The following is a 22322-nucleotide window of genomic DNA, read 5'->3' on the forward strand; positions in this document are numbered from 1 at the left end:
CATGGCGACTTGGTTGCTTGATACCAACATCGTGCTATATCTCCTCACCCGCCAAGATCAGCTTGAGAAGGCGCGCCGACGCGGGTCCGAGGCAGAAGCCCACCTGCGTGCTCTTTACACTGCCCTTGATCAATTCATCGCAGACCGGCTTGCCGCCGGGGACCGGTTCGTCCTGACCCCTGTGGTCATCCAGGAGACGCTGAACGTCTTGCAGTACTCCGAAGTCTTCGGGCTTCAGGCTCAGGAGGCTGCACAAGCCGTTCTCGCACTGGTGCAAGCCCGAGAGCTTGAGTGCGAGGAACGGGAGTGCATCGTGGTCGCCCTGGGGCGCCAGGCCTCCGGCGAGGAGCCGTTCCCCGACGCCTATCTCGCCTGCCGTACGCAGGAGGACGAAGTGCACCTGTTGACCAACGATCGGCGGCTGCACGAGGCGATGGGGCAAAAGTCCGTCCTCCTGCGAGAATTGATCGGTGGGTAGGGGCCTACTTCCACCCCGCCTTGGCATCCGGCCCGTCCCTGCCACTACACCCCCACCACCCGCCCCGCCTTGACCACCGCCACCACCGGCACCGTCCCCAGCCGGTAGGCCAGGTGCTGGTACGACGACGCCTCGATCACCACCAGGTCGGCCTGCTTCCCGGGCTCCAGGCTTCCCAGGCGCTGGGCCCGTTCCACCGCCCAGGCGCCGCCCAGGGTCGATGCCACCAGGGCCTCGGCAGGGGTCATCCCCATCCCCACGCAGGCGATGGCCATCACCAGAGGCATGCTGCCGGCCGGGTGGCTGCCCGGATTGTAGTCCGTGGCCAGGGCGACGGGAACGCCCGCCTCGATGAGCTTGCGGGCGGGGGCGTACGGCTCCCGCAAAAAGAAAGCCGTACCCGGCAGCAGGGTGGCCACCGTCCCCGCCTCCCGCAGCCGGGGGATGTCCTCGTCCCGCACGTGAAGCAGGTGGTCCGCCGATACCGCCCCCACTTCGGCCGCAAGCCCCGCTCCGCCCAAGGGTGTGAGCTCATCCACGTGGAGGCGGATGCGGAAGCCCAGCCGCCGGGCAGCCTCCACGATCCGCCGGGTCTGTTCCAGGTCGAACACGCCCTGCTCGCAGAAGACGTCGGCATACTCGGCCAGGCCTTCCCGCGCCACCGCGGGCAGCATCTCCTCCACGATCCGGTCGACGTACTCGTCCGGACGGCCCCGGTACTCCGGGGGCACCGCGTGGGCCCCCAGGAAGGTGGCCACCACCTCGGGAAGAACCAGCCCCCCGGCGCAGCCGGTACCGGGCACCCGGGCGGCAGCCGGTCCGGCGGCCACGGGTCCAGCGGCAGGAGCGGCTACGGGGGCGGCAGATCCGGCAGCCGCACGTGCCCGGGGGGTGCCGGTAGTCGGTCGGGCATGGCCCGGACCGGCAGCGGTCCAGGTTGCGGCCGCAGCGGCCGTGCCGGCAGCTGCCCCGCGACCAGCAGTTCCGCCACCAGTGAATCCAGCGCCAGCCGCGCCGTCGCCGGCGTGAACGTCGCTGCCCCTACCCGGCCCCCCGCTTCCTGTGGCGCCGGGCCGGTTCGTTCGGAGCCGCGGGCCATGAGCAGGCTCGCCTGCCCCGGCCCCCAGGGGCCAGGTGCCGTCCAGGTCGTCGGCCGGATCGGCGGCCCGGCGGATGGCCCGCAGCATCTTCAGCTCGTCGGCGGTGGTCAGGCCGTAGCCGCTCTTGACTTCCACGGTCGTCGTGCCCATCCGAAGCACCTCGAGGAGCCGCCGGCGCAGGGCGACGGCGAGCTCGACCTCCGACGCGGTCCGGGTCTTTCGCACCGTGTCGAGGATGCCGCCCCCCGCCGCCAGGATCTCTTGGTAGCTGGCCCCGGCCAGGCGCCGCTCGAACTCCTCCGCCCGCCAGCCGGCAAAGCAGAGGTGGGTGTGGGGGTCGACGAACCCCGGCAACACGGTGCAGCCCGATGCGTCCAGCACCTCGGCCGGGTCGAATCGCCGCGCCAGGTCGGCGTAAGGCCCCACGGCCACGATCCGCCCGTCCCGGACGGCCACGGCGCCCTCCGGGATCACCTGCAGGCGACCCTGCTCGGGTCCGGCCGGCGGCCGCTCGGCCGCCCGGGGCGTCGCCACCTGGGCCGCCGGTCCAATCAGCAGGTCGACAGCTTCCCGCGATCCATGCACGATCAGAGCCCCTCCATCGCTTGCTGCCGTTTCCCTTGCAGGCCCCGTCAGCCGCCCTGGCGCCCATTGCCGGCGTCCATGCCGGTCCCCAGCGCCGGCATCTTGATGCCCCGCTCCCGGGCCACCTGCTGGGCCCGCTCGTAACCCGCGTCGGCGTGCCGCACCACGCCCATCCCCGGGTCCGTCCGCAGCACGTGGGCCAGGCGCCATTCGGCGTTCTCGCTGCCGTCGGCCACCACCGCCTGCCCGGCGTGGATGGAGTAGCCGATGCCCACCCCACCGCCGTGGTGGACCGACACCCAGGAGGCCCCCGCCGCCGTGTTCAGCAGGGCGTTCAGGATCGGCCAGTCGGCGATGGCATCGGAGCCGTCCTTCATCCCCTCGGTCTCCCGGTAGGGCGAGGCGACGGACCCCGCGTCCAGATGGTCGCGGCCGATCACGATGGGCGCCTTGAGCTCGCCCTTCTTCACCATATGGTTGAACAGGAGCCCCGCCCGGTCCCGCTCGCCGTAGCCCAGCCAGCAGATCCGCGCCGGCAGCCCCTGGAAGGGGATCTTCTCCCCCGCCAGCCGCAGCCACCGCGCCAGGCCCTCGTTTTCGCGCCCGAACTCCTCCAGGATCACCCGGTCCGTCTTGTAGATGTCCTCGGGGTCCCCCGAGAGGGCGACCCAGCGGGAGGGTCCCTTGCCCTCCTCGAACAGGGGCCGGATGTACGCCGGGACGAACCCGGGATAGCTGAAGGCCTCGGCGAACCCGGCCGCCTTCGCCTGGCCCCGCAGGTTGTTCCCGTAGTCGAAGACCACGGCCCCCGCCTTCTGGAACGCCACCATGGCCTCGCAGTGGGCCGCCATGCTGGCCATGGACCGGCGCACGTACTCCTCCGGGTCGGACGAACGCAGCCGCTCCGCCTCGGCCACGGTCAGCCCCGCCGGCACGTAGCCCCCCAGCGGGTCGTGGGCGGAGGTCTGGTCCGTCACCACGTCGGGGATCCACCCGCGGCGGACCAGCTCCGGTTCCACCTCGGCGCAGTTGCCCAGCAGGGCCACGGACAGCGGCTCCTTCTTGCGCCGGGCCTCTTCGACCCAGCGCAGGGCCTCGTCCAGGTCCGCCGTCCAGCGGTCGCAGTAGCCCATCTCGACCCGGCGGCGGATGCGCCGCTCGTCGACCTCGATGATCAGCCCCACGCCGCCGTTCATGGTGATGGCCAGCGGCTGGGCCCCGCCCATGCCGCCCAGGCCCCCGGTCAGGACGACCCGGCCCTCCAGGGAGCCGCCGAAGTGCTGGCGGGCCACGGCGGCCAGGGTCTCGTAGGTGCCCTGGATGATGCCCTGGGAGCCGATGTAGATCCACGAGCCGGCGGTCATCTGGCCGAACATGATGAGCCCCTTGCCCTCCAGCTCCCAGAAGTGCTCCCAGGTCGCCCACTTGGGCACCAGCAGCGAGTTGGCGATCAGCACCCGGGGCGCCTTCTCGTGGGTTTCGAAGACCGCCACCGGCTTGCCCGACTGCACCAGCAAGGTCTCATCGTCCCGCAGGACCTTGAGGGTTTCCACGATCCACTCGAAGGCCTCCCAGTTGCGGGCGGCCTTGCCGGTTCCACCGTAGACGATGAGCTGGTCGGGGTTCTCCGCCACCTCGGGGTCGAGGTTGTTCATCAGCATGCGCAGGGCGGCCTCTTGCTGCCAGCCCCGGCAGGACAGCGTCGTGCCGCGGGGGGCACGGACCGTGCGGACGGCGGACATGGCGGCACCTCCCCAGGGGGCTCGGCCGGGCTCCGGCCTGTAGATCCGTCCACGGGCTGTGGCTTCGCAAGGCACACCGGCACTTCCTTCGTAAACAAGTATTCACAACGAGCGTTCCCCACGGCCTTCCCGATCCAGCCCCACGGGGCGGGGGCGTCAACCGCCCGGGCAACGCCTATCCCGCTCCAATCTGGTATCGAATCTCAATTGTCAACCGATCCCTCTTTTCCAACCCCGTACGAATTCTTCTACACAAGGGCACAAAACTACCTGGACATCCCCAAACAAGGCGTTAGAATAGGAGCTACCTGGCGCATTCAGCCAGTATCGCAAGAGGAGGTATGGCCGTGTTTCGTTCCAAATCAGTTTTTGCTTCCCTTCTTCTGATTCTCGGCCTGTCGCTGTCTGCCTGTGGGCCCGCCGGCACCGGCTCGGGCGCCGGCTCCGGCACCGGGGGCGGTGACGGCGGGGTCATCAAGGTGGGCATCAACGCCGAGCTCTCCGGCGATGTGGCCTCCTACGGCCAGTCCTTCGTCCAGGGTGCGGAGCTGGCCGCCGCCAAGATCAACGAGGAAGGCGGGCTGCTGGACGGTCGGAAGATCGAGTTCGTCAAGGCTGACAACAAGTCCGACGCCGCGGAGTCGACCAACGCCGCCCTCAAGCTGATGACCCAGGACCAGGTGGTGGCCATCATCGGCGCCGCCACCTCGGGCAACACCCTGGCCATGGTCGACCTGGCCAACGAGAACCAGATCCCCGTCATCGCGCCCACAGCCACCAGCCCCCTCGTGACCGTCGATCCGGAGACCGGTGAGACCCACGAATTCATCTTCCGCGTGTGCTTCATCGACCCGTTCCAGGGCCAGGTGGCGGCCAAGTTCGCGCTGGAAGAACTCGGCGCCCAGCGGGCGGCCATCTTCGCCGATTCGTCCAGCGACTACGCCAAGGGCCTGGCTGCGGCCTTCAAGGAGGCGTTCACCGCCGGCGGCGGCCAGATCGTGGCGGAAGAGTCCTACGTCAAGGACGACACCGACTTCAAGGCCCAGCTCACCCGGATCAAGGCGGCCAACCCCGACTTCCTGTTCATCCCCGGCTACTATGAGGAGGTCGGCCTGATCGTCAAGCAGGCCCGGGAAGACGCGGGCCTCACCATCCCGATGATGGGCGGCGACGGTTGGGATTCGCCCAAGATGGTCGAACTGGCCGGTGCGGAGAACTTGAACAACACCTTCTTCACCAACCACTACTCCGCCGGCGACCCCGACCCCAAGATCCAGGAGTTCATCAAGGCCTTCCAGGCCGAGTACAACAAGGTGCCCGACGGCTTCGCCGCCCTGGGCTACGATGCCGTGATGCTCCTGGCGGACGCCATCAAGCGGGCCGGTTCGTCCGACCCGGTGGCCATCAAGGACGCCCTGGAGCAGTCGAAGGACGTCCAGCTGGTCACGGGCACCATCTCGATCAACGAGCAGCACAACCCGGTCAAGGCCGCCGTGGTCATCGAGTTCAAGGACGGCCAGCAGGTCTTCCGGACCAAGGTGAACCCGTAAAGCCCGGCCGTCAGCGCGGGCGGCCCGGCGCGAGCCGCACGGATCACCCGGCTGCCAAGCCCGCTCAGCGACCCGGGCCCGGGGCGTCAAGACCGTAACCAAGACACCGCCAAGTTACCACCCGGCGAGCGTTGAAGAACAGCCCGATACCAGCCGGTCCCGCGGCAGGAGGAGGTTCTGCCCTCCTGCCGCGGCCGGCCATGGCATGAGGCGCCGCCGGCACCTCCAGCCGCGACCGCTTGCCGTAAGAGCCGTCCTCCAAGGCCTATCGCCGGCCGCCGGGGCGGCTCCGGCACGCCGGGCAACCTTGAGGCGGCGCCCAGGCGGCACCGGCCACCACAAGGGGATACCACAGCCATGGACATCTGGCTCCAGCAGCTTTTGATCGGCCTTTCCGTGGGCACCATCTACGCCCTGATCGCCCTGGGCTACACCATGGTCTACGGCATCATCAAGCTCATCAACTTCGCCCACGGGGAGGTCTTCATGATCGGGGCCTTCACCGGGTACTACGCCCTCACCGCCTGGGGGCTCGGTTTCATTCCCGCCCTGCTCCTGGCCATGGGGGTCTCGGCCCTGCTGGGGGTCACCATCGAGCGGGTGGCCTACCGGCGGCTGCGCAACTTTCCCCGGCTGGCGGCCCTGACCACCGCCATCGGCGTCTCCCTGTTCATCCAGTACACCACGATCTACCTGCGGGGGGCCCAGTCGGAGGCTTATCCCAGCCTCTTCCCCAACCGGCGGCTGGAGATCCTGGGCGCGGGCATCAACCTGGACGCCCTGGTGATCCTGGCCGTGTCCGTGGCGCTGATGGCCATCCTCCAGTTCATCGTGCAGAAGACCCGCACCGGCAAGGCGATGCGGGCGGTCAGCTTCGACCTGGAGGCGGCCCGGCTCATGGGCATTCCGGTGAACCGCACCATCTCCATCACTTTCGCCATCGGCTCGGCGCTGGGTGGTGCGGCGGGGGTGGTCTATGGGCTCTACTACACCCGCATCGACCCCCTGATGGGCGTGCTGCCGGGACTCAAGGCCTTCGTGGCCGCCGTGGTGGGCGGCATCGGCTCCATCCCGGGGGCCATGGTGGGGGGCCTGGTCATCGGCATGGTCGAAACCCTGGTCAGCGCAGCCGGCCTCTCCCTGTTCCGTGACGCCGCCGCGTTCCTCATCCTGATCCTCATCCTGCTGTTCCGGCCGGAGGGCCTCTTCGGGCGGCACACCACGGAAAAGGTCTGAGCGGCAAGGAGGGGCAGCATGGTCAAACCCCAACCCCGGCGGGCGGCTGCCGTGGCGGCCGGCCTGATCCTGATCTACGCCGTGGTGCAGTTCCTGCTCACGGCGCGCATCCTGGACCGGTTCTACGAGAACGTGTTGATGAACATCGGCATCAACGTGCTGGCGGCCGTCAGCCTGCACATCGTGCTGGGCCTGGCCGGGCAGTTCTCCATCGGCCATGCGGGCTTCCTAGCCGTGGGGGCGTACACCTCGGCGGTGCTGACCCAGAAGCTGGACATGCCCTTCGCCGTGGCCCTGCTGGCGGGGGCCCTGGCCGCCCTGCTGGTGGGCCTGGTGGTCGGCATCCCGTCCCTGCGGCTGCGGGGCGACTACCTGGCCATCGTCACCCTGGGCTTTGCCGAGATCGTCCGCATCATCCTGCTCAACGTGGAGTACGTGGGGGGCGCCGCGGGCATGCGGGTCTCCCACCTGACCAGCTGGACGGCCCTGTACGCCAGCGTGGTGGCCGCCATCCTGGTCACCGTCCACTTCACCCGCTCCGCCCACGGCCGGGCCACCCTGGCCCTGCGGGAAGACGAGATCGCCGCCGCGGCCATGGGCGTCAACACCACGACCTACAAGGTCATGGCCTTTGCCCTGAGCGCCTTCTTCGGCGGGCTGGCAGGGGGGCTGCACGCCCACAACTTCTACGTCATCCAGCCCAGCAACTTCGGGTTCCTCAAGTCCTTCGAGATCCTGGTGTTCGTGGTCCTGGGCGGCATCGGCAGCCTGCCCGGGGCAATCCTGGCGGCCACCTTCCTCACCCTGGTCTCCATCGGCCTGCAGGCGTACCCCGAGGTGCGGATGATCCTCTACAGCCTGGTGCTGATCCTGGTCATGCTGTTCCGGCCCCAGGGGCTTTGGGGGACCCGGTCCATTACCGGGTTCTTCCCCGGGTTCCGCGGCGAGGACGACGGAGCCACGGAGGAAACCGCGGCGGAGGCCGCTGCGGGGGCCGGGGTCGGGCTGGGGACCGGGATCGGGACCGGTTCGACCCCCGGCCAGGGAGGTGCCCGCTGATGCCGCTGCTGCAGATGGAGAAGGTGGGAATCCGCTTCGGCGGCCTCAAGGCCGTGGACGGGCTCGATCTGGCGGTCGAACCCGGCGAGTTGGTGGGCCTGATCGGCCCCAACGGCGCGGGCAAGACCACCGTGTTCAACCTGCTGACGGGCGTCTACACGCCCACCGAGGGGACCATCACCTACGCCGGCCGGCGCATCAACGGGCTCAAGCCCCACGTTCTGGCCCGGCTGGGCATCGCCCGGACCTTCCAGAACATCCGGCTGTTCCCCAACCTGACGGTCTTCGATAACGTGCGGGTGGCCTACCAGGTCAACACCCGCCACACGCCGCTGGACTCCATCCTGCGGCTGCCCCGCTTCTTTGCGGAAGAGAGCCGCATGGCCGAGGAGAGCCTGGAGCTGCTCGGGCGCCTGGGCCTCCTGGCCCACAAGGACGAGCTGGCCCGCAACCTGCCCTACGGCCTGCAGCGGCGCCTGGAGATCGCCCGGGCCCTGGCCCTCAAGCCCCGGCTCCTCCTTCTGGACGAACCGGCCGCCGGCATGAACCCCCAGGAGTCCCGCCAGCTCATGGAGCTGATCGCCGCCGTGCGGCGGGACTTCGACCTGACGGTGCTTCTGATCGAGCACGACATGTCGGTGGTGATGGGCATCTGCGAGCGGATCTATGTCCTCGACCACGGCGTGCTCATTGCCACCGGGACCCCGGCGGAGATCCGCCGCAACCCTCGGGTGATCGAGGCCTACCTGGGGGAGGAGGCATCGTGATGCTGGAAGTCCGCGACCTGCACGTCTATTACGGTCCCATCCACGCCCTCAAGGGCATCTCCCTGTCCGTCAACGAGGGCGAGATCGTCACGCTGATCGGGGCCAACGGGGCCGGCAAGACCACCCTGCTGCGGGCCATCTCCGGGCTGGCGCCCGCCCGCCGGGGGGACATCACCTTCCAGGGCCGCTCCCTTTTGCGGCAACTGCCCGAAGACATCGTCCGCCTGGGCATCTCCCACGTGCCCGAGGGCCGCCGCATCTTCGCCAACCTCACGGTCCAGGAGAACCTGGAACTGGGTGCCTTCCTGCGCCGGGACCGGGCCGAGCAGGCCCGGGACCTGGAGCGGGTCTTCGACCTGTTCCCCCGGCTCAAGGAGCGACTTCACCAGGTCGCCGGGACCCTCTCCGGCGGCGAGCAGCAGATGCTGGCCATCGGCCGCGCCCTCATGGCCCGGCCCCGCCTCCTGCTGCTGGACGAGCCCTCCCTCGGCCTGGCGCCCCTGCTGGTGCGGACCATCTTCGACGTGATCCGGGAGATCAACAGCCAGGGTACCACGATCCTGCTGGTCGAGCAGAACGCCCACATGGCCCTGTCCATCGCCCACCGCGCCTACGTGCTGGAGACGGGCCGCATCGTGCTGGCCGGACCGGCGGACGAACTTCGCCAGAGCGAGGCGATCCGGGCGGCGTACCTGGGCGGCAAGGCGGGGTGACGACCGGAAGGAGCGTGACCGGCCTCCGGCGCCCTTGCAACGGTGAGGTTGGTCCGGCGGTAAGATCGGTCCGGTCCCGCCGGCAGGCGGTGTCGTTGGCAGCAAGGGCCCCTAAGCTGGTGCAGTGGGCGGGTACTGTGAGCCGGTGCTGTGGACTGGTGGTGGGGTCTGGCGCTGGTTACCGCTCCACCGCTCCACTCTCGCGAGGCGGCGGCTCGGCTCCATGGCCCACGTTTCGTACGGAACGACCCATGCACCGTTCATTGCATCGAGCACCCGCGATTTCAAGTGCGGCCATGTGACATATTCTTCAACGTTTGACTCGTCGAGCAGCACAAACCGTGACGTTTGAACCTCATCGGGCTGGGGACAAATGCTCCCGTTGACATATTTCGCTCGGAATACAATGTTGATGATATTTTTGGTCTCGTTGTAGTATACACCGCTGATCCCGATGAGGCGGATGTCAACCCCAGTCTCTTCAAGCACCTCGCGTTGAATGGCCTGGTCGAGCGCCTCCCCCGCCTCGACTTGCCCGCCCGGCAACTCCCACGTGCCTGAGCGGGCATGACTTTTTACGAGCAAAACCTCTCCCTTGTCATTCGTAATGTAGGCTGAAACGGCGACAATGGCTTGCCGGTTCTTCTCCATCACCCTCGCCTCCTGCATCGCCATCCCCGAGCCTCACACCCCTACCCCCAGCGCCGCCTTCACCGGCTCCACATCGGGGAACGAACCGCGGCCGAAGAACACCTGCCAGGCCAGCCGGCGCAAAGGCGTGCCACGGAAGGCAGCGCAGGCCAGTTCATACCACAGGGGATGCCGGAAGGCCGCCAGGGCCCGCCGCATCCAGCGCCGGGAGAGGAAGCGGGGCTGGAAGGCACCGCCGCGGTAGTGCTCCAGGATGCGGGGGTCGCCCCGGTCGAGGTAAGCAGCCACCACGTGGGACGCCAGGTCGGAAAGCCGCAGGCACGGATCGAGACCGCCGGCCGTCAGGGGCGACACGGCACCGGCGGCATCGCCCACCAGAAGCCCCCGGGGGCAGGCGATGCGCCGCAAAACGCCGCCCACGGGGATGCGGCCGCCCCGCCGCTCCACCAGCCGCCCCCGCTGGAGACCGAAACGCGAGGCCACCCGCTGTTTGAAGGCGGCCAGGGCGGTGGTGACGTGGAACCGGTCGGGATAGCCCCCCGTGCCCACGTGGACCTCCTCCCCGTCGTGGACCACCCAGGCCAGGTACCCGGGCGCCAGCCGCGGGTCGAGGTAGCAGTGGAAAGCGGGCGGGCCGTCCAGCGGTACGCCCCGGTAGACTTCCTCCGCGCCCACGATCCACTCCCGGTTCACGTCAAGCCCCAGGTCCCGGGCCACCGCCGACTGGCAGCCGTCGGCGCCAATGAGAAACTGGGCCTGCACCGCCCAGCGGCGCCCTCCCGTCTCCAGGTAGACCCGGCTGGTTCGACCCGGTTCGGAGCCCAGAAACCTGGTACCGCCGGCCCAGTGGGCGCCGGCCGCCACCGCCTCGTCGAGCCACCGGGCGTAGAGGCGCCGCAGCCGGCCCACGCGGAACTCGTCGTGGGGACTCGACAGGTGAAGGGCCCGCCCCGCCGGGGAATACAGCACCACGTCCCGCACCACCGGCCCGAGGCAATCGGCGGGCAGGTCAAAGCTCTCCAGCGTCTTCCGCACGAAAATGCCTGTGGTGTGGACGAACCGGTCCACCCGGGGTTTGCAGTCGACCAGCAGGACCTTGAGGCCTCGACCCGCCAGCAAGCGGGCGCTCTGCAGCCCCGCCAGCCCGGCACCCACCACGACCACGTCGTACAGGTTCACACCCTCAACTCCCCGGCACAGTTTCCGCTGTGTCAGAACCGCTGACTCTTCGCCGCCCCCTTGGGTGCCAGTGCAGCCGGCATGGAAGCCTGCCGGTGAATCTGTTCGTTACGTTGACCAGTTTGCCCATCCTGGGTTTTCCGCCACCGGACGCAGCGCTGCGGTAAGACCCCTTATCCACGTCAGGACGTGCCTCGGTCCGGTCCCGCCGGGTCAGGCCCGGCTGCACCCCGGTGCCTCGCGGCCACCGCAGCTTCGTACGCCCGCCGGGTCTCAAGCGCCACAGCCTGCCACGTCCAGACCTCCACCCGCCGCCGGTTGTGCCGTCCCATGTCCGCCAGCCGGTGGCGGCGGGCCAAGGCCTCGCGCAAAGCTTGTACCAGACCCGCAGGAGCGTCAGGCGGGTAGAGGAACCCGCCCTGGTCATCCACCACTTCAGTCAGGCAACCGCAACGCGGAGCAACGACCGGGCGCCCGAAGGACATGGCGAGGATCACGGTGCCGGACGTGAAAATGTCCTCATAGGGCATGACCACGGCGTCCGCCGCGCCCATGAAGAGGGGGATGTCCTCGTCCGGTACCCGCTCCAGCACCAGCCGGATCCGCCTATCACCGGCCGCGGCCGCCTCGATCTCGTCCCGCAGAGCGTCCGTGGCGGGTTGCCCGGCGACCACTAGGCGAACCCCTTCCTCCGGAAGTTCCCGGAAGGCCCGGACCAGCCGGGGAACGCCTTTGTACGGCCGAATGGCCCCAAGATAGAGGAACGTGACGGCGTCCGGGTCGATGTCCAGCCGGGACCGGGCTTGCTGCCGGTCCCAGGGCTCACCGTACACCCCCAAGTAGTGACCGTGGGGCATGACGAAGATCCGGCGGCGCAGGCGCTCCGGGACGGCGAAGGCGCCGGCCGTCGCCTGGCGGGCATAGTCGCAATGCACGATGAGGGCGTCACAGAGCCTGACCAGCCGGCGGTGAAAGAAACGCTCCAGCTGAGGCTGGCGCCGGTCGTGATCGTGGAGGTTGTGGACCGTCCAGACCAGGGCAGCACCGCGCCGGCGCATGGCCCGAAGCCAGGCGAGAAGCCGCATCCCCTTGACCGCCGTCATCCATGCCCGGCGGTCGAGCATGTACCCGTGGGTCCAGTGCAGGTGGATCACAGCCGCATCATCCCCGGACCGCCGGGCGACGGCCGCCGGCGGCACATCGGCCAGGCGCCTGGCCAGGGTGACCTGCACACCCAGGCTCGTCAGGGCATCGGCCAGCAGCCGCTGGTAGGGGTTGCTCGAACTGTAGTCGGGCAGCATCCAGACCCGCAGGCCTGGCCCGCCCCCACTCATTACCGGCTGGTTCAGCTGGTTCATCCCGCACCCTCCACCGGGCCCCGGCCCCATCCGGGCCCCGCGCCTCAGGGATCATGCTTGGCCGGCGTTGCGCTCGGCCGGACCCTTCCCGTTCCGTCCGGCGCCCCCCAGGCGGGCCAGGGCTTTCCGGGCCAGGCCACGCAAGAGGGCCAGTTCCTCCACCCGGAACAGGGCCAGCACGGCCCCGTACACGGCGGCCCCAGCGGCCACCAGCAGGAGCAAGCCGGCCGCCTGAGCGACCGTCCGAGCATCGGGAGCCACCAGCGACGCCAGAGGCCCCCGGCGCAATACTTCAACCACCACCACCATCACGACCGAGGCCACCGCCGCCTGCACCGCACCCCCGAGCAGCGACCGGCCTCCCACCCGCCCGAGCCGCCGCCGAAGCCTCACCAGCAGGACCAGGGCGCTCCACCACAAGGAGATGGACCAGGACAGGGCAATTCCGCCGTGGGCCAGGTAACGCACCAGCAGGAGGCTGAGCACGATGTGCATGGTCAGCGCCACGATCCCGGTGCTGGCGGGTGTCCAGGTGTCACCCGTACTGTACATCGCCCTGCTCATCAGGTCCCGCCAGGCAAATCCCGTGAGCCCCAGGCAGAGAAAGGCCAGGGCAAAGGCCGTCATCTGCGTGTCGTGGGCGTCGAACCGGCCGCGCTCGAACACCAGGCGCACCAGCTCCGACCGGAGCGCCAGCATCCCGGCGGTGATGGGCAACATGAGAAACAGATGCAGGCGTAACCCCCGGCGGAGCAGGGCCAGGAAGCCTGTCCGGTCGCCCTGACTGATCCGGCGCGTCAGCTCCGGATAGAGCACCGTGGAAACCGGGTACATCAGCAGGCCCTGGGGCAACCCCGTGATCCGCTGTGCAAAGGACAGCGACGCCGCGCTCCCTTCGGGCAAACCCGAAGCCAGGGCCCGTTCCACCGTCTGGCTGATCTGGCCCGTGCCCGTGGCCGCCACCACCGGGCCCGTCCGGCGCAGGGCGGCCCGCAGGTCCGGGTGGTTCCACCGGAACACCGGGCGATACGGCAAGCCCACACGCCGGAGGGCGCTCCACTGGAGAATCACCTGGGCGGCCAGCGCCACCAGGGACGCCCAGGCGACCGCCTCGATACCGTAGGCCCGGCCGAGAAAATACGTTCCGGCAATGAGCACCAGGTTTTGCGGGATGCCCACCGCCGCGGGCGTCACCACGTTGCCGCAGCTGTTGAGCACGCCCTGCATCCAGCCATTGATCCCCATGAAGACAATCCCTGGGAGCATGATCAGGGCCAGGCGCCGGGCGAGCTCAAGCTGTTCGCCGGCAAACCCTGGAGCAAACAGCCGGACCAGGGGATCGACCAGGATCATGGCCGCGGCCAGGATCGCCAGCAGCGCCAGCAACAGCCCGTGGAACAGGGTCCACGCCACCTCGCGGAAGTCCTCGTCCCGCCCGGTGGCGCGGTAGCGGGTGAGCATGGGGATGACGATGGTGGTGATGGCGCTGCCCACCGCCTGAAACAGCACCGAGGGGATGGCGAAGGTGATGGTATATGCGTCGGTCACCCGGCCGGCGCCGAACACGGCCGCCAGCACCATCTCCCGGACGAACCCCAGCACCCGGCTGGCGACCGCCAGCAAGAAAACGGCTGCCGCCGATCGGGCCAGGCGAGCGCCCACTCCCCCTGCCCCCTTGTGCCGCTGCCGGCCTCCCCCCTGCATCATGCCCGCTGGATCATCTCCGCCGGATCGTCCCCGTCATGCCGCTTACCGGCCCGCCACCAGTTCGTCCAGAAGCTCCGCCAGAGCCCGGGCCTGTTCCCGGCGCTCGTAGCGGCGGTACGCCTCCGGTGGAAGAGCTTGCGGTCCGGCCAGCTCCCCCCGCTCCCACCGGCGGTAGAAGCGCAGCACCGCCGCCTCGATGGCCGCATCGTCCTCGGGAGCGACCACCTCTCCCAGTCCGAACCGCTCTACCACGGCAGCAGCCTCACCGGGCATGCTGAGGGCCAGGATGGGGCGCTGGGCGGCCATGTATTCGAACAGCTTGCCGGGGATGAAGGTGCCGCCGAAAACAGGGTCGACGTCGTTGATCAGCAGGAGCACATCGGCACCCTTCAAGAGGGCCACGGCCCGGCGGTGCGGCACATGACCAAGCACCTCCACCACGTCGCCCAGCCCCAGGTCCCGCACGGCCCGGGCATTCTCGGAGTACCCGGGGTAGTCGAACACGCCCGCAAAGCGCAGGCGCAGCCGCGTCGGGTCCACGGCCCCCCGGTCGATCAGGCGCCGAACAGCACGCAGCAGGCGGCGCGGGTTCCGCTCCTTGTAGAAGATCCCCGTATAGACGAAGGTACAGCGCCCTTCCACCCGCTCGGGCTCGATCCCCGCGAAGTCGGCGGCGTCAAACCCGTTGTGGATCACCTCGAGCCGGCGAATCACATCCCCGTACTTGGACCGGAAACCCTCGGCAAAGGAACGGGTCACCGTCAGCACCACGTCGGCTTCCCGCATCACCGCCCGCTCCATCCGCTCCTCCAGCGCGTCGCGCCAGCCGATCCCGCTGCGGTGCACGTTCTGGGTCCAGGGATCCCGGAAGTCGGCCACCCAGGGAAGGCCCACCTGCCGGTGCAGCGCCAGGCCCACCAGGTGATCGGTGTACGGTCCCGACGTCGAAAGCAGCGCTTGCGCGCCGTACCGGGCCAGCATCCGCCGCCCTTCCCGCACCGCCGGCACGTACCAGAGGATGCGGTCGTCGGGAATCAGCACGTACATCCGCGCCCGCTTCATCCACTGGACGAACCGGCGCCGCCAGCCTCCGGGCTCCCCGCCTGAAGCCAGCGAGCGACCGCCCCCCCGTTCTCCTGCGGCCGGGGCCGCCGCGGCCGTGGCTCCGGGGCGCCCCGTCCCGGGGGATGCGGTCCCCGGCCGGCCGGCCTGCGGCGCTGCTGCCGCCATAGGACCGGCCAGCACCCGCGGCCGCCACTCGCGGACCCGGTGCACCACCACTTCCGGAGGAAGCTGGTCCAGCAGGGTGGGATCCAGCGACACGTGCCAGACCGGATCCATGGCCAGCACTAAAGGTCGCCAGCCGAACTGCGGGAGGTATTTCGCCATCTTGAGGGCTCGCTGCACCCCACCACCGCCGATGGGCGGGAAGTAGCAGGCGACCATCAAGAGGTTCTTCAGCCCGTTGCCGTGCTGGAGGCCGGCAGGGCCGGACGCCATGCGCCCTGCCGGAGGCATGGGCCCTCCGGGACGGTTGCTCGTTACCTGGCTCATAGCGCGCCGATGCGGACCTCCCTGGACTCGCCGGCCCCCGCCACCTCGCCCCTGGTGCCTCTGCGGGTCTGTGCCCGGCCCTCACAGGCCGGCGGCAGCGGGCCGCGGGGTGCGGGAGCCGGCGACAGGCCCACCAGCACCGCCAGGAGCAACCAGTAGTACAGCACCACCCGCGGGTGGAAAAAGGTGATGTTGGACAGGCTCTGCACCAGGAACGCAATCATACCACAACCGGCACCCAGGAACAGCAGCCGGTCGCCGGGCCCGGCACAGTGCCGCCAGCCGGCAAAAGCAGCCCGCAGCGCCAGCAGCACGATGACCAGGAACACTAGAAGCCCCAGCAGCCCGGTCTCGGCTGCCACGGTCAGGAAAGCGTTGTGGGACGAATACGTGGCAAACCGCTGGTCCAGCAAGGGGTAATCGCGAATGACGTCGGGGTAGTAGGCCAGGTAGTTCCCGGCCCCGACCCCGAGCCAGGGCGACCGGCTCCACATCAGCAGGGCCGCCCGGTAGAGATTCAGGCGGAATGCCCCGGACCCCTCGGAAAAGTCCAGAAGCCCAGCCAGGCGCTCCAGCATCCCCGGGATCACGAACACGGCCGCGGCCCCCGCAGCAGCCGCCACCACCAGGTAGCGGGAATCAACAAGCAGGACGAACACCGCCACCGCCAGGGCGAGCCCGAGCCACCCACCCCGGGTGTAGGTCAAGAACTCTGCCGCCAGCATGGCAACGATGGCGGTGACATAGAAGGCGCGGTGCCACGGCCGGGGCGCCGCCGGCGCGCCCTGAGCGGCAGCCTCCCCGCCCACGCCTCCACCCGTGCCTTGCTCCCGCTCTGCGCCTGCTGCGCCACGGGGCTGCTGCCCGCCTACCGATCCGCGCAGGGTTCCCAACAGGCGCCCCAGGGCCACGGGGATGAGCAGGATGAGATACTCCGAAAGAAAGTTGGGGTTCTCCTGGGTCGAGCCCACGCGGCCGCGAATGGCTCCGGCCCCGGCACCGGCCAACCCCGACACCGTCAGGTCGACGCCCAGGGCGTACTGGACCAGGCCGATCAAGGCCACCAAAAGCCCACCGGCCAGTATGGCGTCGACGATCCAGTGGCCCAGGCGCCGGCGCCCCCGCACCAGGTCGACCGTCATGTAGAACAACACGAAGAACGAGGCCTGGCGCGCCAGGGTCTGCAATCCTTCGACCAGGGACCGGGCGTTGAGCAGAGACACGGCCAGGATCGTGAGGTAAAGGACAAAGGGCAGATCGAAGGCCGTCAGGGGTAGGCCCGTGAGGGACCTGGCCGGCCGCTCGCGGCCCGGCGCCGCAGGGTCCGGGGCCGGGCGGAGAGCCCAGTGGACAAGCCACGCCACGGCGACCAGGGGGATCAGGAGCACCTCCACGGTGACCGGAATGGGGCCGACCTGGCGCCGGAATGGGACGAGGGCCACCAGAAAGGCGATCACCACCAGGCCCCAGGCCGCCGCCCCACCGGCCGCCCGGGGCACGGCCCCGCGCGGATCGACCGCCGCCCACGCGGCCGCGAGCCGGTTCCGGGCGCTCGCAACCAGCCACCCGAGGGCCGAGGCCCCCCACCAATCGCGGGGGACGGGCAGAGGGGACGTCAGCCACCGCCAGAGGAAGCTGCCGCTGAGCAGGTCACGCCAGGCCCGCTTGAGCCCCCTCCAGAAGGCCGCGATCCAGCTCTCTCCCCATGCCCGGCGGATGGCCTCCAGCAAGCCCACTCCTCCTTCCCCGCGTTACCAGCGAACGTCGACCACCGTGCCCCTGACCACCGTGCGCGGCGTCGCCAGAGAAAATTCGCGCCCGATCTGCAGCGATTGGCCACGCAGCTCGTAATGGTTCTGCACCTTCACGGCGCGGCCGCGCGCCGTCACCAGCACGTCCTGAAAATAACGCGACTCGCCCTCCCGCAAGAATCCGCCGTTTTCCAGCACGATGGGGCTCGGCCGCAGGGTCACGTCCACGATTTCCGCCGCCGGCTGGGCGCTGGGACTGTAAAGGACATCGCCGACGCTGAACATGTTGCGGGCCTGCACTTCAGGCACCCTGCTGACCAGCACGGTGAAGGTGACGTCCCGCGCCTCGGCCCGCTCCGCGCTCTCCGGCCCGATGCGCGTATACACCACGAACCCCACCGCCAGCAACACCACGATGACCAGCAAGTCCAGAAGATTGAAGCGAAAGCGCTTCTCCATCCGATCCGGCTCTCCCCTCTGTCCCTGCCCGCTCCCCTGCCAGCTCCGGCCGTCTTGTCGCGCCGGCGACAGCCTTTCCCGGTTCCGGCTTCACCTAGCGGCCCCTGGCACTCGCTCACTGGTCAGCGCGTACCGGTTGACCCCGCCCGTGCCGGTTTGACCACCAGGTGCTCTTGATAAATCTGGAGGAACCGGCGGGCCGCCGCCAGGTGGGAGTGGTGCTGGAGCACGTACTGGTAGGCTGATTCGGCCATGCGCTCGGCCAGCGGGCGGTCCAATGCCACCTTCCACAGCGCCCGGGCCAGCGCCTCCGGGTCGCGCTGGGGAACGAGCAGGCCGGTTTCCCCATCCCGAACGATCTCGCGCAGCCCGCCGATCGCCGACGCCACCAGGGGCACGCGGAAGGCCATGGCCTCCAGGGCACTGATGGAGGTCGCCTCTTCGACCCCGGCCTCGTGCACCGAGGGGACGACCACGACATCGGCCGCCCTGAGATACTGCCCCATGGCGGCATGGGGCCGCTCGCCCTCAATTCGGCAGTAGGGCTCGAGGCCCCTTTCCCGGACGAACCGGCGGACCAGCGCATCCTGCTCTCCGCTCCCGACAATGACCAGCAACGGGCGAAGGGTTTCCGCGCCGGCCGCCAGCTCCTGGACCACCGGTCCGGCGACGACCCCCGCTCCACCGACCGCTCCTCCCATGCCCCGCTCCGGCCGGATCAGGCCCTCCAGGGCCTGGATGGCGTACAGCACGCCGTTCTTGGCGGTCAGTCGCCGCGGGCACAGGATGACGAAGGCGTCCTGCGGGATGCCCAGGGCGGTACGCGCCGCGGCCCGAGACGGAACCCGTCCCGGCCAGTCCAGGTCGATGAAGTTCTGGACCACCGTCACCCGGTCATGGCCTGCCAGCCGCCGCACATGGGCTGCAATGCGAGAGTCCACGGCCACCACATGGCGCGCCCCCGCCAGCCCCCGCCGCTCCAGCTCCAGCAACCAGCGGTGGGCCGCGGTCCCGGGCCGAACCCGGCCGGCGGCCACGTGCTCATCGGTGGGATAGCCGTGGGCGGTGTAGACGTAAGGCAGCCCCGCTCGCTGGGCCGCGGCGGCGGCCATGGGGTCCTCCACGTTGAGGGCCTGAACCCACGGCGCCTCGACCCGCAGGGTCCGGCTCAGAAAATGCACCCGCATGGTGGCCGTCCACATGGCCCCCCAACCCCACCGGACCCGGTTGAGGGCCCAGGACGGGCCGCGGGTCAGAACCTTGGCTGCAGGGCTGAAATCGGCAAAGGAGCGGATGCGCACGGCATGTCCCAGCGCTTCCAGCCCCCTGCGCAGCAGGTCCATGTGGGTCGAGAGCCCGCCGGCGTGGGGGAACCGGTTCCCCGTGACCAGCAAGATGCGCAAGCCATGTTCCTCCCACCAGCCGGCCCCTGCGTCCGGTCGACCGGCGTGATCGGCACCCTCTCGTCCCGCACCGGGCGGGCATCGGGTGCACGCCACTGGTGTCCTGCCGGCGCACCGCGCCCCGGCGCGGCAACCCGCAAGGCACTCGGGGCGGACAACCCTTCCCCATTATACGGCGGTTTCAATCCGCACAAAGGGAGGCCGCACCCGGCCTCCCTTGTCAACAGCGCCTCTTCTCAGACGGCGGTCCGGAGCGAACCTCGCGGCCGCATCCCGTTACGGCTGACAGTTACCCGCCCAGCAGTACTCAAAACCTCGTACCGCCACCGCGGCCGCCATGGCCCGCGTCATCGGGTCACCCGGTGCAAAGCGGGTGGTGCTGATCCCCTTCATGATCCCGGCCGCCGACACGGCACCGATGGCCCCGGCAAAGTCGCTGTTGTCGGGCACATCGGGGAAGGTCTCCGGCTGGCTTGGTAGCTTGAAGGCCCGCTGCAGGATGAGCGCTGCTTCCTGGCGCTTGATGGGCTTCTCGTACCCGAAGGTCCCGTCGGGATAGCCGCTGATGATCCCCGCGGTGTAAGCCTTGACAATGTAAAGATAGAACGCCTGATCGGGCTTCACGTCGGGGAACGCGGGGACCTGGTCCGCAGCCAGGGGCCCTCCCTTCAGCCGCTCCAGTGCTTCCACGATCATCTTGGCAAATGCGCCACGGGTCAGGGTCTCGTTGGGATAGAACCGCGCCCACAGGTCACCGTCCACCAGGCCCGCCTGGTAGGCGCGGTTGACATCCTGCGCCAGGTCCCCCGTGGTCACGTCGGGGAACTGCCGGGGGTAGAGCTTGTCCGGCAAAAGGAAGGCCGAAGGCAGGCCCACCCGCGAGCGGAAGACCCGCGCCAAGACGTCCACTTGCCCCGCCGTACCGCTGATCCGGATAACCCTCGGCGTCATGCTGTCAGGGTTTCGTTCCACCGCCTCGATGGACTGGAGCGTACCAATCTCAGGCCACAGCTTTTCAATGACCGTGCGGGAGACGTCCCGGCGCCAGCGGAAGTAGGTGTCCTCGTAGCGCGTCCCGTTGTAGTCATAGAACTCCGGCGTGATGGCGGTTCCGTCGCGCAGCACGAACCGGTCCTCCCGGCCGCGCAGGTAGGGCTCGGGCTCTCCCGTCCCATCGGCGAAGGCCTCCCTGTTCGACGCCACGTACCCACCGTTGCCCGCCGTGAAGTTGGCGGAGATCAGCACCCCGTTGTACATCAGCACCTGGGCGTCGGTGGCCTTCACGACCTGTTCGATCTTCGGCCGGTAGGTCTTGTCGCTGTACCGGCCATAAAACACCTGATCATAGGTAGAATCGACCAGGTTCGTGGTCAGGCCGAAGTTCTGCCGGGCGGCGTACGTACGGGCCGCCACCGCCTGCGCCTTCAGGGCCTCGACGGACCAGGACGCCGGCGATTCGTGGGGTACCACCCCGACCAGGTAGTCGAAGAGGTTTACCTTGTTCCTCACGGTGATGCCCGCGTTGCTTCCCGCAATCGCCTTTGGCGCCTCGAACTCCAGGCGCCCTTCGTAGTCCCGGCAGCCACGGAAGGCATGGTCGGAACTGGGATCGCAGGTGGTCTGGGGATAATGCAACTGAGCCGTCTTCCCCTGAGGGATCACCAGATCCAGCTGTTCGGTGGTCGAACCGGCGGCCGTGGGCTTGCCATGAACTTCGATCACCGGCCCGCCGGTAGTCAGCGACTGCCAGCGGAACCCTACGGTGGTGTCGAAGGTCACCCGGTAGCTGCCCGCCGGCAACGATTGTGTGGTGGCCCCCTCCAGCACCGCGCCGTCGGGTACGTCGACCACCCACATCAGGCGGGGCTGGGGGGCACTGTTCTGAACGCCGTTTTCATCCAGGGAGAGTCCCACCCGGACCTGCTGGCCGGTGTCAGCCGTACCCCGCTTCACCAGCTGTGCACCCGGGTAGTAGTGGGCCAGGATGTCACGGTAGGGCACACCCAGCCGGCCCAGCCCTTCGGCCCCCCGCTGAGACATCCCGGTCCGGTGGCCGTACCCCCCGCCGAAGAACCGGACCCAGTCGGTAATGGGATTCGGCTGGGTCGACGTCGCCGTGGCGGACGCCCCAGCCGCCGATGCGTCACTCCCCGTGGCCGTTACACCCGCCGCCTCGCCCGATGCACCCGCGGCGGTGGTACCCGAATCGGCAGTGGTACCCAATTCTGCGGTGGTCCCCGAACCGGCCGCCGCGTCCCCGCCACTATCCAGATTTGTCCCGGAATCACTGCCACCGCTGCTCGACGCCGCATCCCCATTGGTGCCCGTGACCTGGAAGTCGCCGCTCGCCTGAAGGGTAAAACCGGCGGCCTTCGCCGAGGAACCCCCGGCGGTCCCCACCACGACCGGCCCGACCCGAGGCTGGCTCGTTTCGCCGGGTACTTCTTCGAAGGTCAAGGTGACCTCCGCCGTCCCGGGCGGCACGGCCACCTCATGTACCAGCCCGCCCGGCACCACATCCACGATCCGAACCTCGGCCCCCTGTGGTGCCTGAAGAACGGGCCCACCCTGCGGAACCACGAACCGCATAGCCTGCGCCCCCTCAGGCAGGGCCACCCTCATGCGGCCCTCGGGGGCCGTAAGTTCCCAGGACTGCCCCGTCCACACCAATCCGTCGGCTTGGCTGACGGGCCCACCCACCGCCTTCGGGGATACCTTGGCGAAAGTTAGGGAACCATTCGAGCTGGCGGCCGCGAGAGGACCGAAACTGAGCATGAGGGACACCGAGACTGCAGACGCAAGCCAGGCAAGCCTTCCGCCCGAAGGACGTTGCCGCTGGGAGCCCAGCGGGCCGTGCCGCCTTGTCTGCACAACGCTCATCCTATACCCTCCGTGACCCGTTCCGGCGCACCCAGTGCGCCTGCCCAGCACTGTTCCTCCTTTCTTTCCACCCTTCGACAAGAAGGTCCTGCCGCATTACGAACATACGGGGGCTCTCGGAGCGTCCTGGGGCATGCCCGGACAGGCAAG

17 protein-coding genes are annotated in these 22322 nt (G+C 69.1%); 6 read left to right on the forward strand and 11 right to left on the reverse strand.

Annotated features, from left to right (window positions below; all coding sequences use genetic code 11):
- Position 1 precedes the first annotated feature (1 nt).
- On the forward strand, positions 2-478 hold the full coding sequence (locus tag ACZ5T9_RS10800; protein WP_464833072.1) for a PIN domain-containing protein: 477 nt from the start codon (positions 2-4) through the stop codon (positions 476-478).
- Between the two features lie 44 nt (positions 479-522).
- On the opposite strand, the gene ACZ5T9_RS10805 is transcribed toward ACZ5T9_RS10800, so the two are convergent.
- Together ACZ5T9_RS10805 and hutU are read right to left on the reverse strand one after the other, a co-directional pair.
- Positions 523-2163 (reverse strand): imidazolonepropionase, encoded by a 1641-nt coding sequence (locus tag ACZ5T9_RS10805; RefSeq protein ID WP_464833074.1) that lies wholly within the window; start codon positions 2161-2163, stop codon positions 523-525.
- A gap of 47 nt (positions 2164-2210) precedes the next feature.
- The gene (gene hutU / locus ACZ5T9_RS10810; protein ID WP_464833075.1) at positions 2211-3905 is read right to left on the reverse strand and encodes a urocanate hydratase; all 1695 of its coding nucleotides are present in this window, start codon (positions 3903-3905) and stop codon (positions 2211-2213) included.
- A 347-nt stretch (positions 3906-4252) separates the two neighbouring features.
- On the opposite strand from hutU, the gene ACZ5T9_RS10815 reads away from it, so the two are divergent.
- The 5 genes from ACZ5T9_RS10815 (at position 4253) to ACZ5T9_RS10835 (ending at position 9230) form a co-directional block, all read left to right on the forward strand.
- Complete coding sequence (locus ACZ5T9_RS10815) at positions 4253-5455, forward strand: ABC transporter substrate-binding protein (RefSeq protein WP_464834443.1); 1203 nt, start codon at positions 4253-4255, stop codon at positions 5453-5455.
- Positions 5456-5812: 357 nt separating this feature from the next.
- Entirely contained in the window at positions 5813-6691 is an 879-nt protein-coding gene (locus tag ACZ5T9_RS10820; RefSeq protein ID WP_006904173.1) for a branched-chain amino acid ABC transporter permease, read from the forward strand.
- An 18-nt stretch (positions 6692-6709) separates the two neighbouring features.
- On the forward strand, positions 6710-7750 hold the full coding sequence (locus ACZ5T9_RS10825; protein WP_464833077.1) for a branched-chain amino acid ABC transporter permease: 1041 nt from the start codon (positions 6710-6712) through the stop codon (positions 7748-7750).
- Positions 7750-8517 carry an ABC transporter ATP-binding protein gene (locus ACZ5T9_RS10830; RefSeq protein WP_464833078.1) on the forward strand — a complete coding sequence of 256 codons (768 nt, stop codon included), beginning with the start codon at positions 7750-7752 and terminating at the stop codon, positions 8515-8517. The genes ACZ5T9_RS10825 and ACZ5T9_RS10830 overlap by 1 nt, the downstream gene beginning before the upstream one ends.
- A complete protein-coding gene (locus ACZ5T9_RS10835; protein ID WP_006904176.1) occupies positions 8517-9230 on the forward strand; it encodes an ABC transporter ATP-binding protein in 714 nt (237 codons plus the stop codon). Before ACZ5T9_RS10830 ends, ACZ5T9_RS10835 begins: the two co-directional genes overlap by 1 nt.
- 111 nt (positions 9231-9341) lie before the next feature.
- On the opposite strand, the gene ACZ5T9_RS10840 is transcribed toward ACZ5T9_RS10835, so the two are convergent.
- From ACZ5T9_RS10840 to ACZ5T9_RS10880, 9 genes are all read right to left on the reverse strand, one after another.
- A complete protein-coding gene (locus ACZ5T9_RS10840; RefSeq protein WP_464833079.1) occupies positions 9342-9881 on the reverse strand; it encodes an NUDIX hydrolase in 540 nt (179 codons plus the stop codon).
- Between the two features lie 33 nt (positions 9882-9914).
- Positions 9915-11060: an NAD(P)/FAD-dependent oxidoreductase gene (locus tag ACZ5T9_RS10845; RefSeq protein ID WP_464833080.1), complete on the reverse strand. Its 1146-nt coding sequence runs from the start codon at positions 11058-11060 to the stop codon at positions 9915-9917.
- 182 nt (positions 11061-11242) lie between these two features.
- Positions 11243-12418 carry a glycosyltransferase family 4 protein gene (locus ACZ5T9_RS10850; protein WP_464833081.1) on the reverse strand — a complete coding sequence of 392 codons (1176 nt, stop codon included), beginning with the start codon at positions 12416-12418 and terminating at the stop codon, positions 11243-11245.
- A gap of 51 nt (positions 12419-12469) precedes the next feature.
- Positions 12470-14080 (reverse strand): murein biosynthesis integral membrane protein MurJ, encoded by a 1611-nt coding sequence (gene murJ / locus ACZ5T9_RS10855; RefSeq protein WP_464833083.1) that lies wholly within the window; start codon positions 14078-14080, stop codon positions 12470-12472.
- A gap of 87 nt (positions 14081-14167) precedes the next feature.
- Positions 14168-15625: a glycosyltransferase gene (locus tag ACZ5T9_RS10860; RefSeq protein WP_464833085.1), complete on the reverse strand. Its 1458-nt coding sequence runs from the start codon at positions 15623-15625 to the stop codon at positions 14168-14170.
- Positions 15626-15675: 50 nt separating this feature from the next.
- Positions 15676-17409 (reverse strand): O-antigen ligase family protein, encoded by a 1734-nt coding sequence (locus ACZ5T9_RS10865; protein ID WP_464833086.1) that lies wholly within the window; start codon positions 17407-17409, stop codon positions 15676-15678.
- 21 nt (positions 17410-17430) lie between these two features.
- Positions 17431-17889 (reverse strand): DUF4330 domain-containing protein, encoded by a 459-nt coding sequence (locus ACZ5T9_RS10870; protein WP_464833087.1) that lies wholly within the window; start codon positions 17887-17889, stop codon positions 17431-17433.
- 122 nt (positions 17890-18011) lie between these two features.
- Entirely contained in the window at positions 18012-19292 is a 1281-nt protein-coding gene (locus ACZ5T9_RS10875) for a glycosyltransferase family 4 protein (RefSeq protein WP_464833088.1), read from the reverse strand.
- Positions 19293-19568: 276 nt separating this feature from the next.
- Positions 19569-21881, reverse strand: coding sequence for a SpoIID/LytB domain-containing protein (locus tag ACZ5T9_RS10880; protein ID WP_464833090.1), 2313 nt, complete (start codon positions 21879-21881; stop codon positions 19569-19571).
- Positions 21882-22322 lie beyond the last annotated feature (441 nt).

This window comes from Thermaerobacter nagasakiensis, assembly GCF_055396825.1.